The organism is Streptomyces sp. HUAS 15-9 (assembly GCF_025642155.1).
Taxonomy (GTDB): domain Bacteria; phylum Actinomycetota; class Actinomycetes; order Streptomycetales; family Streptomycetaceae; genus Streptomyces.
This window is the reverse complement of sequence record NZ_CP106798.1, coordinates 7,492,265-7,508,741: the sequence shown is the minus strand read 5'-3', so window position 1 is coordinate 7,508,741 and position 16,477 is coordinate 7,492,265. Positions and strand designations below refer to the sequence as shown.

The following is a 16,477-nucleotide window of genomic DNA, read 5'->3' as shown; positions in this document are numbered from 1 at the left end:
CGAAGGGAAAGCGCTTACCCAAGATAGGCCAGGCCGGGATGGACGGCGGTGTAGCCCTCGACGAGCCTGCGGGCCACGTTCACGGAGTCGACCAGCGGATGGAGCGCGAAGGCCTTCACGGCCCTCGTACGGGAGCCGGACTCGGCGGCTGCGAGCACCTCGCGCTCGACCGCCTTGACCGCGCACACCAGGCCCGTGGCGTGGCCGGGCAGCGGGTCGACCGCGACCGGGTGCGCACCGTTGGCGCCGACCAGGCAGGGGACCTCGATGACGGCGTCACGGTCGAGCACGGAGAGGGTGTTCACGTTGCGCACGTTCAGGATCAGGGTGGTGCGTTCGTCGCGGGCGATGGCCCGCATCAGGGCGAGCGCGACCTTCTCGTAGCCGCCCGACAGATCGTCGGCGTCACGCTCTCCGGCGCCGGCCGTCTCCCGGTTCTCGGACATGTAGGTGGCCTCGCGCTCGGCGCGGGTGCGGTCCCAGGCGGCGAGGGCCGGCGCGTCCGGGTCGCGCATCTCCTCGTAGAAGTGAGCCTGCTGGTCACGCAGGAAGGCGCCGCGGGTCTTGTCGGCCTGCTGGTAGGCGCGGACGGTCTCGCGGTTGAAGTAGTAGTAGTGCAGGTACTCGTTGGGGATCGCGCCCAGGGACCGCAGCCAGTCGGTGCCGAAGAGTTTGCCCTCCTCGAAGGAGCCGAGCAGGTCGGGGTCGGCGAGCAGGCGCGGGAGTTCGTCGCGCCCGGCGATGTGCAGGCCGCGCACCCAGCCGAGGTGGTTGAGACCGACGTAGTCGATCCACGCCTCCTCGGGGCTCGCGCCGAGCACCCGGGCGATACGGCGGCCGAGACCGACGGGCGAGTCGCAGATGCCGATGACACGGTCGCCGAGATGGCGGGACATGGCCTCGGTGACCAGGCCGGCCGGGTTGGTGAAGTTGATGACCCAGGCGTCGGGGGCGAGACGGGCCACCCGCCGGGCGATGTCGACGGCGACGGGGACCGTCCGCAGACCGTAGGCGATGCCTCCCGCGCCGACCGTCTCCTGGCCGAGCACTCCCTCCGCGAGCGCGACCCGCTCGTCCTGGGCGCGGCCCTCCAGACCGCCGACGCGGATCGCGGAGAAGACGAAGTCGGCACCGCGCAGGGCCTCGTCGAGGTCGGTGGTGGCCGTCACCGGGGGCGCGTCGGCGACATTCGACGCCTGTTCGGCCAGTACCCGGGCGATCGCGCGCAGCCGGCCGTCGTCCAGATCGTGCAGGACGACCTCCGTCACCCGACCCTCGCCGCGGTCGGTCAGCAGCGCCCCGTACACGAGCGGCACACGGAATCCGCCGCCGCCCAGAATCGTCAGCTTCACGGCTGCACCTTTCCCGCCAGGACCACCTCGACGCCCGCCTCCTCCAGGAAGGAGCGCGTCACCGGGTCGACCGGCACGTTCGTCACCACCACGTCCAGGTCCTCGGGACCAGGCCTTCGCCATCCCCGTACCGCAACAGCGCGAGCCGGCCACCCGGGCGCGGTCGGGTCCTGCCGCCCTGCGTGGACGTGCCCGCTGTCCTGGGTGGGCTCGCGGTCCCGCACGCTCTCGGCAGGGATACGGTCCGGCCGGTGGCTCGGACGACCTTGGTCTTTCCTTTCGACTGCTGCTTCAAGGGTATGGTCCCGTGCCGCCCGCCCCAGCCGCCGGCACCCGCCGAACACGGGAACTGGCCCCATTCACCCGCACGAGGGGAAGGCTGACCATCGGGCCGCCATCGAGGCCACCTGGGGTCTTCAGGGCGGGTTCATCCGGGAGTTCTGGGGCCACGGAATTCTTCAGCGCGTGGTGTCCGGCCGCAAGGGGACGCACACCCTGCGCATCCCGCTGACCGCCGGGGACGAGTCCTTCTACGTCCGGCTGCGCGGCAGCGACGGCAAGCGGAACGGCGCGGGGTACCCGGGCGCGTCCGTGGACCCGCACGGACCGGTCTCCCACGAGCCCGGCGACGGTGACCCGTGGGCCGATACGTGGTTCTATTCCAACCCCATCTTCGTAGACGTGGAAGGTCGTTGATGAAGCGTCAGCTGGTCGCCCTCACCGCATTGGCCGCTGCTGTGGCCCTCGGTTCCCCGAACGCCTTCGCCGCCTCCGGGGAACCGCACTGGGAACAGACCGGAACGTCGTACACGGACACCCTCGGCGGCGGGCAGGGGCTCGCGAGCCGCGCGGACGGCTCACTGCTGTACCGCGGGCTGCTGGACATCCCGCTGGACCTGCGGTTCAAGGGCTGGAACCACGTGGGTGACCCGGACATCGCGCGCGGCCATGTCTTCGACGCCTACCAGGGCGCGGACACGGCCACGTCCAAGATGTACGCGGTCACCACGCCGTCCGGACAGCGCTACGAGTACACGCACCGGCTGAACCCGGGCGAGAAGGTCAACAACTCCTTCGCCACCGTCTCGCCCGACGCGCAGTGGCTGGTGTCGGGCGAGTGGGGCGACCAGAGCAGGCTGCAGGTCTTCCCCGCTCCCCTGCTCAACCCGTCCACCCCGGCCAAGGGCGGCGACCTGCCGGAGGCGGGGCAGATCACTCTGGACAAGCCGGTGCGCGACATCCAGGGCTGCGACTTCGTCACCGAAACCCGCCTGCTGTGCGCCTCGGACGACGCCTCGGGGACGCTGTTTCCCGAGATACGGCCGCTGCTCCAGGTCGACCTCCCGCACCGGCTGGACGGCCGGCCGGTCACCGGCTCGGTGAAGAGCCTGTTCGCCCTCCCGCAGACCAGCATCTGCTCGGGCACCTTCGAGGCGGAGGGCGTCGACTACGACACGAAGACCGGCACCCTGCGCGCGGAGGTGATCCCGCCGGGCGTGTGCGCGGCGGCGGCGACGGTGTACTCGTACCGGCAGGGGTAGCCGGGACCGGGGTTCGGGCGCGGTCCCGGAAGCGAGGGTCCCCGTGCCGTGGGGCTGCGGCACGGGGACGTTCGCAGGATGCCGGACCACCGCTAGGGGATCAGCAGTTGCCCTTTGTCGTCTTGCCTTCGAACCGGTCGCCGAGCCACCCGACCACGTCGCCGACCGACTGCGGGTCGCCGGTGAGGTGATCGCCGACGTACGGCGTCCACTGGGTGTTGATCCCGGCGGAGCAGTAGGCGCGGCGCGTGCTGGTGGCCATGCCGGCGGGGATCACCTCGTCGAGCAGGCCGCGGTACTGGAGCAGCGGGAACCCGATCTCGTAGCGGGCGCCCGAGCCGGGTGTGCCGATGCCGACGCCGAGCTTGTTGGCCTCGACGGCATCGCCCCAGGTGGCGCCGTCGGGGGCGGGCAGGGCGTACAGCTGGTCGAGGGTCAGCCCGTCCTTGGTGTACTGCTCGATGCGGGCGCCCGCGAAGCGGCTGACGGTGCCGAGCGCGCACAGCGACTCGGCGTCCTTGACGGCCTTGTGGCCGCTGTCGTTGAGGAACTCGTCGAACGGCATGTCCGGGTGGGTGATGGACAGGCCGATGAACGCGTCGATCAGGAACCCGGCGAAGAACTGCCCGTCGAGGTTGCCCGCGACCTGCTTGAGGTCGGCGGGGGTCCCGCCGGAGGCGGCGCCGACGACCTTCAGCTCGGGCGCGTACGAGCGGGCGAGCTGGGCCGCCCACAGGCTGCCCGAACCGCCCTCCGAGTAGCCCCAGATCCCGACTTGGGCGTCGGGGCTCACCCCGCTGCCGGGCACCCGGGAGGCCGCGCGGGCCATGTCGAGGGCGGCGTGACCGGCCTCGGCCCCGGAGGCGTACGGGTGGACCTGGCCGTCCATGTATCCCTGGCCGTCGGTCGCAGCGACGGCGTAACCGGCGTTGAGCAGCGCCGCCATGTTGGGGCCCTCGTAGGCGTCCTGGTACTGGCCCGCCAGTTGCTTGGAGAACGCGCACTGCGGTCCGATGCCCAGGGTGCCGGGCACGAACGCGACGAGCGGCCGTTCACCCGGGCCGGTCCACGGCTTCTTCGGTACGACGACGGTGCCGGCGACGGAGACCGGCTTGCCGCGCCCGTCGGTGGAGCCGTACTGGACCTTCCAGGCGTCCAGCGGCGGACCGCCGATCACCATGGGGAGCGAATCGACGTGGCGGCAGGCGACGACGGCGCCCGGGGCGGCCGTCGCGCGGTCCGGGGGCGGTAGATGTCGGCGTCCGCGGCGGAGCACGCCGCCGGCGTCCCGGCCGCCGCGGCCACCGCCGGCACCGCCAGCAGTCCGCCGAGCAGACCCGCGGCGGCGAGCAGTGCGGCTCTCCTCGGCAGCGGCTTCCTCAGCGGCTTCCTCGACCTGTGTGACATCACTTCAGAGCGTTCCTTCCGTGGGGTGGAGAGGTACGTGAAGCAGAGCAGGCCGTGAGGTTACGGAACCGTAGGTAAGCGCTGATAGTTAAAGGACGATGAACCGGCGCGGGCAGGGCTGTGCGCCGATGACTAGCCTCGGGACAGGCAGAACGCGGCGGCCCCGCATCCGACGCGTGCTCGGATGCGGGGCCCGGTGGTATACGGCTGGTCGGTCAGCCGGGCAGTTCGGCGAGCAACCGGCGGTCGCGGGGCGCCGGTTTGCGGTCGAGGCGGGCGTCCAGCAGTCGGCGGGCCGCCTCACAACGGCCGTCGGCCACCAGCGCGTACAGCAGCGTCTCCTCGACGACCTCGCGCTGGGCCGCGCTGCCGCCGACCCGGCGCAGCACGGGCAGCAGCGCGTCGAGACCGCGGGCCGCCTCCTTGAAGCGTTCCTCGACGAGCGCGGCGAACGCCTCGCACAGCGGCGCGACAACTTCCCGCTGCACGGGGTCGGCCCCCGCCGCGTGGTCGCGCAGCCTGCGCAGGGCGGGCAGGTCCCCGGCGGCGGTCAGGGCGACCGCGGCGTGCAGGGCGGTGAACGCGGTCGCGGGGCGCTCCAGCACGTCGCGGCCGACCGATTCCAGCACGTCCCCTGTGGGCAGTTCGCCCTGCCAGCTGTCGCTGAGCCGCGCCCGCCAGAGCAGCGACCCCGAGTCGACCAGGGCGCGCATTCCGGTCACCCGGCCGGGCGCGAGTTGGGCGAACCAGCGCCTGCGGACCGCGGCCGGGTCGTCGAGGGCCAGTTCGTGCAGGGCGATGTGCCAGGAGAAGTGCGCCCGGTGGACCGCGCCCCGGCCCCGCCCCGACACCCAGCGGTCCAGCCAGTCGCGGCCCGCTTCGTGCGCGCCCGACTCGTAGTGCACATGCGCCAGGGCGTGCACGGCGTGCCCGGAGGCCGGTTCGACGGCCAGGGCCCGGTGGGCGAGTTCGCCCGCCTCGTGCAGCCGGCCCTGCCCCTGGCGCAGGAAGGCGAGCAGCGAGGTGTGGAACCAGTGCCCGTCGTACGCCGGCGACGTCAGTTCGAGCAGACCCAGCGCCTCGTCGTCCTGGAGGTCGCTGACGCCGGAGAAGGCGATGGTGGGCACCGCCGCCGCGAGCGCGAGCGCGTCACCGGGGTGCTCCCGTAGATGGCGTACGAGGGCCTCGTCCCCGTCGTCGCCGATGACCCGGCGGGTGATCACGTCCACGAAGGAGCGCTCGCGCTCGTCGGCCCGCTCGCGGGCGCAGCGCTGCGCGTCGGCGAGGGCACGCGGCACATCGACGGCGGCCGAACACTCGTGGCCCAGCAGGGCGAGGGCGGCATGGCCGAGGGCGAAGCCGGGATCGAGCGCGACCGAGCGGGCGAAGGCGTCCTCGGCGCCGGACCGCACCCTGAGGACCCGGTCGAGTCCGGTGCGGTAGGCGGCGGCCGCCTCGGCATGGGTGGTCAGGGCGAGTCCGTGCCCGTCGACGGGACGGCGGCTCGCGCGGTGCTTCGGGGTGAGCGGCGCCAGCAACTGCTGGGCCAACTCGGCCGCCTGGCCGCGGATTTCGGGGATGGCGGTGGTCTCCCACAGCTCGCCGCGGCGCGGGAAGCCGAGGGTGAACAGCGGGAGCCCGGTACGGCCGCGGGCGTCCAGGAGGCGCCCGTCACGGGTGGCCACGCCCATGCCCAGCGGACCGTGCACGGCCGCGCCGGAGGCGAACAGCGAGGCCCACAGCGGGTCGTCGAGCCGGCGCCCCGGCCCGGTGCAGTCGACGACCCAGCCGACGCACACCGTCCGCCCGCCCGAGAGCTCGACGGCGAGGGTGCCGTCCTCGTCGGCGGCGGCGCGGACGACCGTACCGGTGTGGACGTGGAGGCGGCGGGCGGTGCGGGCCCGTGAGACGTGTTCGGCGGTGGCGGGAGCCATGCGGTGGCGGTGGGTGTTCCACAGGGCGCCCTCGCGGGCCAGGAACTCCTCCCGCTCCTCGGGGGTGAGGCTGCGCCACAGCCGTACGGTGTGCGGGCGGAGGCTGTCCAGGCCGGGGCGCCAGTCGCCGTGGGTGCGGACCGAGCGGCTGAGGTGGCGGTAGACCGCCCGGCGCAGCCGGCCCAGGGAGGTGTCGTCGAGGTCGTCGGGTGCGGTCATCACCCCGGCCGGGCGCAGCGCGTGCGGCTGGGGCAGCAGTCCGCTGCGGGACAGGGCGTGCACGGTGCGGCCGGGGCGGTCGAGGGTGAGGGCCAGGTCGACGGCGGTCAGGCCGGTGCCGACGAGCAGCACGTCGTCGGTGCCCTCGCGCGCGCCGTCCAGGGCGCCGGGCGTCCAGGGTGCGCCGACGAAGCGGGGCGCCTCGCGCAGGGCGGGCGGGGCCCAGGCCGCGGTCGCGCCGACGGGGCCGGTGGCGAGGACGGCGGCATCCGCGGTCAGCCGTTCCCCGTCGGCGAGGCGGAGCTCCACCCGGCCGTCGGGGGTGCCGGTACAGCTCTCCGCGCGGGTGCGCCGCCTGCGCACGGTGACCGTGCCGTGGGCGCGGACGACGGCCTGGCCGAGGGTGTCGGCGAGATAGGCGCCGTAGCGGTAGCGGGTGGCGAAGTCGGCGGCGGTGACCGACGGTTCGCCGTGCCGGCACAGCCAGCGGGTGAAGTGTCCCGGTTCGTCGGGGTAGGCGCTCATGTTGCCCGCGGGGACGTTGAGCCGGTGCCGGGGGTCGGGCGTGGCGTAGGCGGTGCCGCGACCCGCCTCCGGTGCCGGGTCGACGAGGACGACGTCCAGGGGAGTCCGGCGGCGGGTCGCCGTCTCGCAGAGCTGGACGGCGGTCAGGGCGCCCGCCGCGCCGGCTCCGACGATGGCCACGGTGTGCCGCTTGCGGACTTGGGTCACGGATACCTCCGGCGGGGGTGGGCCGACTGCTTCTTGTTGTTCCGAATTCTTCCGATACATGCAGGGGCCCCGGCAACCGCGCATTCCGGCCGTCCCGGGCCGCGTGTCCTCACCGGAATCTCAGCAAGCACCCCCCGGATTCAAAGAGTCAGTACATACAAGTGACGCAGGATGCCCAGGCACGGACGGACAACTCAGGAAGGCGCGTCGTGGGCGTCTCGCACATTTCCGATCGGTCGGGACGGCAGTCGCGGTGGACCCGGCGCGGGATTCTCGCCGCGTTCGGGGCGGTACCGGCCGCGGCCCTCGCGGGCTGCGGTGCGTCCGCTGACGCCTCGCCGGCCGCGGACGGCAAGGACGCCACGGGGTCGGCGCGGGCCGTCACGACCAAGAAGGCGACGATCACCATCACGCCCGCCTCCGGCACCAGAAAGGCCGAATTCGACAGCCCCGTCGAGGTGACCGTCACGGACGGCACCCTGGCCTCGGTCACCGTCACCGGCACCGGAACCTGTCTTGGGCGGACTGGAAGGCGGGCAGCGCGCTGTAGGTCCGTGGCGGCTTCACCGGGTGAACTCCACTGAGAAACAAGCACTTTCTTTGTTTCAACTCTTGACGACCGGAGGAGCGGAGAGCACATTGGGCGCACTTTGAGAGCGCTCTCAGCGCCCTGCCCTCAAGGTCGGCCCTGAAGGTCGGCTCTCAAGGTCACCCGCGCTTCCCCTCCCCGTACCCGAGAGGCACCCCCATGAGTGAAACCTCCGGCATGCCCAGACGGCGGCGGGCCCTCGTCGCCGTGCTCGCGACGATCGGTCTGGCCGCCGCTGCCGCCACGGTCGCCACCCTGCCCGCCAGCGCCTCCGCCCCCACACCCCCGTCCGGCTGGTCCCAGGTCTTCCTGGACGACTTCAACGGTTCCGCGGGCTCCGGCGTCAACACCTCCAACTGGCAGTACGACACCGGGACCTCGTATCCCGGCGGCCCCGCCAACTGGGGCACCGGCGAGGTCGAGACGATGACGTCCAGCACGAGCAACGTCTCGCTGGACGGCAACGGCAACCTCCGCATCACCCCGGTGCGTAACGCGTCCGGCCACTGGACGTCGGGCCGCATCGAGACCACCCGCACCGACTTCCAGCCCCCGGCCGGCGGCAAGCTGCGGGTCGAGGCCCGCCTCCAGATGCCGAACGTCACCGGCACCGCGGCCGAGGGCTACTGGCCCGCCTTCTGGATGCTGGGCGCCCCCTACCGCGGCAACTACCAGAACTGGCCGGGCGTCGGCGAGCTGGACGTCATGGAGAACGTCCAGGGCCTGAACAAGGTCTGGGCCACGATGCACTGCGGCACCAACCCCGGCGGCCCCTGCAACGAGACCTCCGGCATCGGCAACAACATCGCCTGCCCGAACACCACCTGCCAGTCCGGCTTCCACACCTACAAGATGGAGTGGGACCGCTCGGTGAGCCCCGAGGCGATCCGCTTCTACGTCGACGGCGTCAACTACCACACGGTGACGGCGAACCAGGTCGACGCGACGACCTGGGCCAACGCCACCAATCACGGCTTCTTCGTCATCCTGAACGTGGCGATGGGCGGCGCCTTCCCGGACGCGCTCGGCGGCGGCCTGGACCGCGACACCGAGTCCGGGCACCCGATGGTCGTCGACTACGTCCAGGTCCTCCAGTCCGGCAGCGGGGGCGGGGGCGGCACCACTCCCCCGCCCTCCGGCAACCGGGACGCATACAGCGCGATCCAGGCCGAGTCGTACGACAGCCAGTCCGGCGTGGGCACCGAGACGACCACGGACACCGGCGGCGGGCAGGACATCGGCTGGCTCGCGAACGGCGACTGGGCGCAGTACAAGGGCGTGAACTTCGGCTCCGCACCGGCCACGCAGTTCTTCGCCCGGGTGGCGAGCGGCGCGGGCTCCGGGGTGAGCGGACTGGTCGAGGTCCGCCTCGACAGCCGTACGAACGCGCCCGTCGGCAGTTTCGCACTGGCCGACACGGGCGGCTGGCAGTCCTGGCGGACGGTCCCGGCCAACATCACCTCGGTCACCGGCACCCATGACGTGTACCTCACCTTCACCAGCGGACAGCCGGCCGACTTCGTGAACGTGAACTGGTTCGACTTCGGTCATTGACAAGGAGGGTTACCGCATCCGGCGACGCTGGGCGGCTTGACCTTCACGTATGGGCCAACCTCTAGCGTCGCCACCATGCACTCGTCGCAGAGCAACCGCCGCGGACTGCAGGTCCGCCTCGCCGCCCGCCCCCACGGACTGCCCACACCCGACGACTTCGAGATCGTGTACGACGAGACGGTGATCGACGGGCTGGCGAGCGCCCCGCGGGCGCTGCTCGACCTGGTCGGCGGGGCGTTCACCGGGAAGACCGTGGTACGGCTGCGGAGTTGACCCCGGCACCGGTACCCACGAGGCGCTACGAGTGAGGTGGCTGTGATGCTGATCGGGGACCTGGCCGCGCGGACGGGAACCACCACCCGTGCCCTGCGCTACTACGAGGAGCAGGGCCTGCTGGAGTCCGAGCGGACCGCGGCCGGGTACCGCGTGTACGGACCCGGGGCCGAGACCAGGGTCCGCAACGTCCGTGACCTGCTGGCCTCCGGGTTCACGGTGGAGAACGTCAAGACCTTCGTCCGCTACCTCGACAGTGATCTGCCCGACGTGTTCGCGTACTCGCGGTCGTGTGCCCACAACTAGGAGGTGGGCGCCCGGCGGGTGGCCGAACTCGAGGAGCGGATCGAGGCGCTGACCAGAATGCGGGACACGCTCGTCCGCCGGATACCGTGGCTGGGCGAGCGGGGCCCCGGGGAGTCCTTCGGCGGCGACGGGTAAATTTTCCCTGCGAGACGACGAAGTACGGGGGACCGGGGGACCCATGACGAATCAGCCGCCGCACGGCGGGCAGCAGCCTCAGGGTTTCGGCCCTCCGCCGCCGCAGTACGCCCCGTCGCCGCAGCCGCCGGTGCCGCCCGGCCAGGCGTCGACGGGACCTGAGTTCCTGGCCGTCGACCGCCACAGCTCGATCGTGGTCGACGAGGACGGCGTCACCTTCGAGGACCATGACGTCATCGCCGAGTTCCCCTGGCCGGAGATCCGCAGCGTCCACTACAAGCCGAGTCCCTCGGGCAAGGCACTGATGATGGCCGTCGTCCACCTCGACGGCAGGGTCTACGAGTGCGTGGTGGCGGCGAAGCCGCGCGAGGTGCTGGGGCAGTGGTTCGCGCAGCTGGCGGCGGTGCTGGGGTACTACCGCCCGATGGGGTACTAGCGACCGGGGGCTTCCCCGGTTCGGACCGCTACCGCAGCTCCGCCTGGCGGATCCACAGCAGATCGCCGGCCGTCGCCTCGTACACGGCGAAGTCGATCATGTGCCGTACGAGACTTCGCCTACGGCGAGTCGTTCACGGAGTCCAGCCCGGAGGCGTACGAGCGAGCATCCTGGACGTAATGCTCGGCGACGCCAATCGGTTCCCCCGTCACCAGGAAGTGGAAGAGTCCTGGAAGATCCTCGGCCCGGCAGCTGGGGACCCGAGGAAGCCGACGAGATGCTCGCACGAGACGGACGGAGCTGGCGCAGGCCATGAAGATCGACCTGACCGACACCACGGCAAGCAAGATCAACAAGGCGCTGGTACGGGGCCGCCACGCCATCGGGACCCCGGCCGTGGGCATGGTTCTGACGATGGTCATCGTCACGGACGAGGAGAACGCCTACGACTCGATCAAGGCGGCCGAGGAGGCCTCGCACGAGCACCCCTCGCGCACCCTGGTCGTCATCAGGCGGCAGTCCCGCACCCCGCGGGAGCGCACCCGGTCGCGGCTGGACGCCGAGGTCCGGGTCGGCTCCGAGGCGGGCACCGGCGAGACGGTGGTCCTGCGGACCTTCGGCGAGGTCTCCGACCACGCCGACTCCGTGGTGCTGCCGCTTCTGCTGCCGGACGCCCCGGTCGTCGTGTGGTGGCCGGCGGACGCACCCGAGGTGCCCGCCAAGGACCCGCTCGGCGCCCTCGCGCAGCGCCGGATCACCGATCTGTACGCCGTCGAGCACCCGCTGGAGGCCCTCGACGCCCGTGCCCGCGCCTACACGCCCGGCGACACCGACCTCGCCTGGACCCGGTTGACCCCGTGGCGCTCGATGCTGGCGGCGGCCCTGGACCAGGCCCGGGTGCCGGTGATCTCGGCCGCCGTGGAGAGCGAGGCCGACAACCCGGCCGCCGAACTGCTCGCCCGCTGGCTGGAGGTACGGCTGAAGGTCAAGGTCGACCGCGTGGTCACCGCCGGACCGGTCGTCACCGCCGTACGCCTCGGCACCGCGGGCGGCGAGATCGTCATCGACCGGCCCGAGGGCCCCCTGGCCACGCTGACCCTGCCGGGCCAGCCGCCGCGCTCGCTCGCCCTGAAGGTCCGGGCCACCTCCGAACTCATCGCCGAGGAGCTGCGCCGCCTCGACGCCGACGAGATGTACGCCATCGCCCTGCGCGGCCAGGACACCGAGGAACACTCCTGACATGTCCGGCACCCCCAGTCGCCCTACGCTCAAGAGCACCCGGAAACCCCGGAACACCCGCAACGTTCGGAACGCTCAGGAAGAAGTGAACTGACCATGCAGCTCGGACTCATCGGTCTCGGCAAGATGGGCGGCAACATGCGCGAGCGGATCCGTCGCGCCGGCCACACCGTCCTCGGCTACGACCGCAACCCCCAGCTCTCCGACGTCGCGGACGTGGCCGAACTCGTCGCGCGGCTCGACGCCCCGCGCACCATCTGGGTGATGGTCCCGGCCGGCACCGCCACCCAGTCCGTCATCGACGAACTCGGGGAGCTGCTGGAGGCCGGCGACATCGTCGTCGACGGCGGCAACTCCCGCTGGACGGACGACGAGAAGCACGCCGCGGAACTCGGAGCCAAGGGCATCGGCTTCGTCGACGCGGGTGTCTCCGGCGGAGTCTGGGGCCTGCAGAACGGCTACGCCCTGATGGTCGGCGGCGCCAAGAAGGACGTCGAGCGGCTCCAGCCGGTCTTCGAGGCGCTCAAGCCGGAAGGGCCGTACGGCTATGTCCACGCCGGCAAGGTCGGCGCCGGGCACTTCTCCAAGATGGTCCACAACGGCATCGAGTACGCCATGATGCAGGCCTACGCCGAGGGCTGGGAGCTCCTGGAGAAGGTCGCCTCGGTGGACAACGTCCGCGAGGTGTTCCGCTCCTGGCAGGACGGCACGGTCATCCGCTCCTGGCTGCTCGACCTCGCGGTCAACGCCCTGGAGGACGACGAGCACCTGGAGAGCCTGAAGGGCTTCGCACAGGACTCCGGCGAGGGCCGCTGGACCGTCGAGGCGGCCGTGGACCACGCGGTGCCGCTGCCCGCGATCACCGCGTCCCTCTTCGCACGGTTCGCCTCCCGGCAGGACGACTCCCCGCAGATGAAGATGATCGCCGCCCTGCGCAACCAGTTCGGCGGGCACGCGGTCGAGTCGACGAAGGAGTGACCACCGGGCGTACCGACCGGGCACGGGAGTCCGCTGATCGCGGAGCGGAACTGGAGAGCCCGACGAACCCCGACCGGGCCGTCCCTGCCCCGGATGTACCACTGCGCCACCAGGCGCACCGGTACGTCCGGGGGCACCGTGCTCTCCGGAAGAGGGCCACGCCGGCCAGGGGCGCGGTCGTCCCCGAAGTGCCGGATCAAGGGGTCGGCGCGCTCGGCAGCGCGAGCCGGCAGCACGTCGACGGGCGCACCGGCGCCACCGGCGTCCAATCGCACCGCCCGCTCCAGCGGGACGTCGGGCAGACCGCGCGCGAAGGTCGCGGCGAACCCGGTGGCGCAGTCGAAGTCCACCCGGGGAAGACCCGGCGGGCCCTGCTTCTACAATCACCGGCACCGACCGCACCCAGCGCCCCGCGCCCCCGCCCGAAGGAACCCGATGACCAGCGTCCACGAACCGGCACGACAGCGCGGGCGTGTCCGTGACGCCGCTCGTACCCGGGCCGAGATCCTCGACGTGGCGACGCAGGAGTTCGCCCGGGCCGGCTACGACGGGGCCCGGGTCGACGAGATCGCCGCCCGCACCCGTACCACCAAGCGGATGATCTACTACTGCTTCGGCGGCAAGGCGCAGCTGTTCACGGCCGTCCTGGAGCGGGCGTACGGCGTGATCCGCGAGGCCGAGCAGGCGCTCGACGTGGAGCACCTGGACCCGGTCGCGGCCATCCGGCGGCTGGCCGAGCTCACCTTCGACCACCATGAGCGGCACCCGGACTTCATCCGGCTGGTCGGCATCGAGAACATCCACGGGGCCGAGCACATCGCCGCCTCCCAGAAGCTGGGGAGGACCGGCTCGCCCGCGCTCGACGTGATCGGCCGCGTCCTGGCCTCGGGGCAGGAGTCGGGCTTGTTCGCGGCCGATGTAGACGCCGTTGACGTGCACGCGATGATCTGCTCGTTCTGCTTCTTCCGGGTCTCCAGCCGGCACACCTTCGGCGCCCTGTTCGGCCGGGACCTGGTCGACCCCGCCCGGCGCGAGCACTACCGGACGATGCTCGGCGACATGGTGATCGCCTACCTCACGGCGGAGCGGGCGGCGGACTGAGGGCCGTCGCCGATCAGCAGCTCCGTCCAGGTCGCCGCCACCCGGTCCAGTGCGAAGGACTCCCGGGCCTGGGCGCGGGCCACGTCGGCGGCGGAACGCCAGGCCCCGGGGTCGGCGAGGGCGGCGACGGCCTTCGTCATGGCCTCGGGGTGGTCGTGGATCCAGCGGGGGTCGTAGATCTCGTCGGCGCCCGGCCGGGGCAGCAGTGCGGGTACGGCCCCGGAGGCCATGCCCTCGGCCGGGGCGAGGCGGAAGCTCTCGTCGTCGCTGGTCGACAGGACGTGCCCGATCCGCCGCAGCCGGCCGGGGACGTCCGCGCCGAACTCGTCGAAGACGACGGCCCCTTCGAGCAGCGGCGAGGTCTGCATACGGCGCAGGACGGCGTCGTAGTGCGCGCGCTCCTCGGGTTTGTTCCAGATCCACCAGTACTCCCACGGCGGCTCCGCCGCTCTCGCCCCACCAAGGTCGTCGAGTACATGGCCCACGGCGTCCCGGTCGTCACCACGCCGACACCGCTGGCCGTGGACCTGGTGGAGCGGCACGGCTGCGGTCTCGTGGTGCCGTACGCGGACCGCCCTCCGCCGCACGGGCGGTACGGCGTCTCGCCGACGACACCGGGCTGCGTCTGCGCACCGCCCGGCTGGGCCGTGAGGCGGCCCTGTCGGAACTGGACTGGCGACACCGGGCGGCCGCGTTCGCGGACCTGCTGGAGGGCTGGGTCGGGGAGACACGACACCCCGAGCCCTTCGCGGCGCCGCTCGGCTAGCGCTTCGGCGCGCCGTACGCCCGCTCGACGCGCAGCCGCAGGACGAGCCGCCGGTCGCGGACCATGGCGGCCCGGTAGTCGTCCCAGTCGGGGTGTTCGCCCACGATGTCGCGGTAGAGCCGGACGAGTTCCTCCACCGTCTCGTCGTACGGGTCCTGCGCGACGGGCATGAGCTCGGCCGTGCCCTCGGCAACCGTGTACGCCCACCGGTCACCGCTGGTGACGTGGTACGAGGCACGGGGATCCCGGCGCAGGTTGCGCGTCTTGGCACGGTCGTCCGTGACCGAGACGCGGATGATCCGCTCGTCGGGGTAGTACGCGTGGCTCACGTTCGACAGCTGGGGCCGCCCGTCGCGCTTGAGCGTGACCAGCACCCCACCGTGCCCGGCGGAGAGCAGCTTCAGCAGTGCGTCCTGCGTCGCGTCCTCAGTCATACCTGGAACAACGGGGCGGGGCGGGCCACGCATTCCCGCGCGGACGTCTCCCGCCGCGCGGCCGGCGCAATAGCCGCCCGCGCGCTTCCCGGTCACCGCGTCGTGTCGATCACACAACACCCTGATGAGCGGGCCCTTTTCAGGGTTTCTGGGCGACGATGAGATCTGATGAGGTCAGAAGCCGTCCGGAGGGTGTGCCGGACCGCATCGCGGACGACGCGACCGGAGGAGAGCGATGGCACAGCTGCGACAGGAAGTCGAGCCGGGCGAGGTCGGGCTGGACGCGAAGGCCCTTGACCGCCTCGACCAGCACTTCGCGCACTACGTCGACGACGGACGGCTGCCCGGCTACCTGGTGTCCGTGGCCCGCGGCGGCCGTGTCGCCCACCTCACCACGTACGGCCACCGGGACATCGCGGCCGGGTTGCCGGTCGAGCCGGACACGCTGTGGCGGATCTACTCGATGACCAAGCCGGTCACCGCGGTCGCGGCGCTGCTGCTGGTGGAGGAGGGCAGGCTGTCGCTGGACGACCCGGTCGGCCGTCACCTTCCCGTGTTCGCCGAGCCGCGGGTGTATGTGAGCGGTTCCGGGGCCGAGGTGCGCACTCGCCCCGCCGACGGACCGATCCTGATCCGGCACCTGCTCACCCACACCGCGGGCCTGACGTTCGGCTTCTACTACTCCCATCCCGTCGACGCCCTCTACCGCGACGCCCACCTGGAGTCCTCGGTGCCGCCGGGCGCGGATCTCGCCGAGACGGTCGACGTGTACGCGAGCCTGCCGCTGCAGTTCGAGCCGGGGACGCAGTGGAACTACTCGGTCGCCTCCAATGTGCTCGGCCGGGTCATCGAGGTGGTCTCCGGGCAGCCGCTGGACGAGTTCTTCGCCGAGCGGATCTTCCGGCCACTGGGCATGGCGGACGCCGGGCTCCACATCACGCCCGAACAGGCCCCGCGGCTCTCGGAGTTGTACGGCGAGACCGACGACGGCGGCATCGCCCCCATTCCCGGGCTCCCGCTGCGCGGCCGGCCGCGCTTCCTGTCCGGCAGCGGCGGCATGGCGGCCACGGCACACGACTACCACCGCTTCATGGAGATGCTCCGCCGGGGCGGCGAACTCGACGGCACCCGCCTGCTGTCCCCCGGCACGCTCGCCCTGATGACCAGCAATCATCTGCCCGGCGGCGCCGACCTGCGCTCCTTCGGCGCCCCCGCCCACCAGGAGCCCGGCAACGAGGGCGTCGGCTTCGGGTTCAACGTCTCCGTCGTGATCGACCCGTCCCGCACCCTCGCCCCTACGGGCCTGGGCGCGTACGGCTGGAGCGGCGTGGCGACCACGACCTTCTGGGTCGACCCGAGTCGCGACCTGACGGTGCAGTTCATGACCCAGGTACGGCCGAAGACGCTGAAGGTGTTCCCGGAGTTGAAGCGGCTGGTGCACGAGGCGGTCGCCGGCTGAGGGCGGGCCGGCTTCGCGGCAC

15 protein-coding genes and 5 pseudogenes are annotated in these 16,477 nt (G+C 72.1%); 12 read left to right on the top strand and 8 right to left on the bottom strand.

What is annotated here, in order from left to right; genetic code table 11:
• Positions 1–14: 14 nt before the first annotated feature.
• A complete protein-coding gene (locus N8I87_RS34240; protein ID WP_263214633.1) occupies positions 15–1,352 on the bottom strand; it encodes a 6-phospho-beta-glucosidase in 1,338 nt (445 codons plus the stop codon).
• Positions 1,349–1,484 (bottom strand): annotated as a pseudogene (locus N8I87_RS34235) (ArsR family transcriptional regulator); the annotation flags it as partial. The gene N8I87_RS34240 and the pseudogene N8I87_RS34235, both read right to left, overlap by 4 nt.
• A 336-nt stretch (positions 1,485–1,820) precedes the next feature.
• Here N8I87_RS34235 and N8I87_RS34230 point away from each other — a divergent pair.
• Positions 1,821–2,048: pseudogene (locus tag N8I87_RS34230) on the top strand (histidinol-phosphatase); the annotation flags it as partial.
• The gene (locus tag N8I87_RS34225) at positions 2,048–2,893 is read left to right on the top strand and encodes a hypothetical protein (RefSeq protein WP_263214631.1); all 846 of its coding nucleotides are present in this window, start codon (positions 2,048–2,050) and stop codon (positions 2,891–2,893) included. The pseudogene N8I87_RS34230 and the gene N8I87_RS34225, both read left to right, overlap by 1 nt.
• A 100-nt stretch (positions 2,894–2,993) precedes the next feature.
• Here the strand turns inward: N8I87_RS34225 and N8I87_RS34220 are convergent, their stop codons facing one another.
• The 3 genes from N8I87_RS34220 to N8I87_RS34210 all read right to left on the bottom strand — a co-directional run bounded on the left by N8I87_RS34220 (position 2,994) and on the right by N8I87_RS34210 (position 7,185).
• A complete protein-coding gene (locus N8I87_RS34220) occupies positions 2,994–4,073 on the bottom strand; it encodes a lipase family protein (RefSeq protein WP_263214629.1) in 1,080 nt (359 codons plus the stop codon).
• Positions 4,067–4,300: a hypothetical protein gene (locus N8I87_RS34215; protein WP_263214627.1), complete on the bottom strand. Its 234-nt coding sequence runs from the start codon at positions 4,298–4,300 to the stop codon at positions 4,067–4,069. The genes N8I87_RS34220 and N8I87_RS34215 overlap by 7 nt, the downstream gene beginning before the upstream one ends.
• Before the next feature lie 215 nt (positions 4,301–4,515).
• Positions 4,516–7,185: an FAD/NAD(P)-binding protein gene (locus N8I87_RS34210; protein WP_263214626.1), complete on the bottom strand. Its 2,670-nt coding sequence runs from the start codon at positions 7,183–7,185 to the stop codon at positions 4,516–4,518.
• A gap of 209 nt (positions 7,186–7,394) precedes the next feature.
• Here N8I87_RS34210 and N8I87_RS34205 point away from each other — a divergent pair, with 209 nt between their 5' ends.
• The 8 genes and pseudogenes from N8I87_RS34205 to gnd form a co-directional block, all read left to right on the top strand.
• Complete coding sequence (locus N8I87_RS34205) at positions 7,395–7,769, top strand: hypothetical protein (RefSeq protein WP_263214624.1); 375 nt, start codon at positions 7,395–7,397, stop codon at positions 7,767–7,769.
• Positions 7,770–7,933: 164 nt separating this feature from the next.
• Positions 7,934–9,328 (top strand): glycoside hydrolase family 16 protein, encoded by a 1,395-nt coding sequence (locus N8I87_RS34200; protein ID WP_263214622.1) that lies wholly within the window; start codon positions 7,934–7,936, stop codon positions 9,326–9,328.
• 75 nt (positions 9,329–9,403) lie between these two features.
• Positions 9,404–9,601, top strand: coding sequence for a hypothetical protein (locus N8I87_RS34195; RefSeq protein WP_263214620.1), 198 nt, complete (start codon positions 9,404–9,406; stop codon positions 9,599–9,601).
• Between the two features lie 45 nt (positions 9,602–9,646).
• A complete protein-coding gene (locus N8I87_RS34190; protein ID WP_263214618.1) occupies positions 9,647–9,907 on the top strand; it encodes a MerR family transcriptional regulator in 261 nt (86 codons plus the stop codon).
• A gap of 178 nt (positions 9,908–10,085) precedes the next feature.
• Positions 10,086–10,478 (top strand): hypothetical protein, encoded by a 393-nt coding sequence (locus N8I87_RS34185; protein ID WP_263214616.1) that lies wholly within the window; start codon positions 10,086–10,088, stop codon positions 10,476–10,478.
• A 111-nt stretch (positions 10,479–10,589) separates the two neighbouring features.
• Positions 10,590–10,794, top strand: a pseudogene (locus tag N8I87_RS34180) (glucose-6-phosphate dehydrogenase); the annotation flags it as partial.
• A complete protein-coding gene (gene opcA / locus N8I87_RS34175) occupies positions 10,791–11,717 on the top strand; it encodes a glucose-6-phosphate dehydrogenase assembly protein OpcA (protein WP_263214614.1) in 927 nt (308 codons plus the stop codon). The pseudogene N8I87_RS34180 and the gene opcA, both read left to right, overlap by 4 nt.
• 75 nt (positions 11,718–11,792) lie before the next feature.
• A pseudogene (gene gnd / locus N8I87_RS34170) lies at positions 11,793–12,695 on the top strand (phosphogluconate dehydrogenase (NAD(+)-dependent, decarboxylating)); the annotation flags it as partial.
• Positions 12,696–12,865: 170 nt separating this feature from the next.
• On the opposite strand, the pseudogene N8I87_RS34165 reads toward gnd, so the two are convergent.
• Positions 12,866–13,027, bottom strand: a pseudogene (locus N8I87_RS34165) (shikimate dehydrogenase); the annotation flags it as partial.
• A 103-nt stretch (positions 13,028–13,130) separates the two neighbouring features.
• Between N8I87_RS34165 and N8I87_RS34160 the strand changes: the two are divergent.
• On the top strand, positions 13,131–13,796 hold the full coding sequence (locus tag N8I87_RS34160) for a TetR/AcrR family transcriptional regulator (protein WP_263214610.1): 666 nt from the start codon (positions 13,131–13,133) through the stop codon (positions 13,794–13,796).
• Here N8I87_RS34160 and N8I87_RS34155 read toward each other — a convergent pair.
• Positions 13,766–14,383, bottom strand: coding sequence for a glycosyltransferase family protein (locus tag N8I87_RS34155; RefSeq protein ID WP_263214609.1), 618 nt, complete (start codon positions 14,381–14,383; stop codon positions 13,766–13,768). The genes N8I87_RS34160 and N8I87_RS34155 overlap by 31 nt on opposite strands.
• Positions 14,384–14,558: 175 nt before the next feature.
• Positions 14,559–14,996 (bottom strand): PPOX class F420-dependent oxidoreductase, encoded by a 438-nt coding sequence (locus tag N8I87_RS34150; RefSeq protein ID WP_263214608.1) that lies wholly within the window; start codon positions 14,994–14,996, stop codon positions 14,559–14,561.
• Positions 14,997–15,231: 235 nt separating this feature from the next.
• On the opposite strand from N8I87_RS34150, the gene N8I87_RS34145 reads away from it, so the two are divergent.
• Entirely contained in the window at positions 15,232–16,455 is a 1,224-nt protein-coding gene (locus N8I87_RS34145; protein WP_263214607.1) for a serine hydrolase domain-containing protein, read from the top strand.
• The last annotated feature ends 22 nt before the right edge of the window (positions 16,456–16,477 follow it).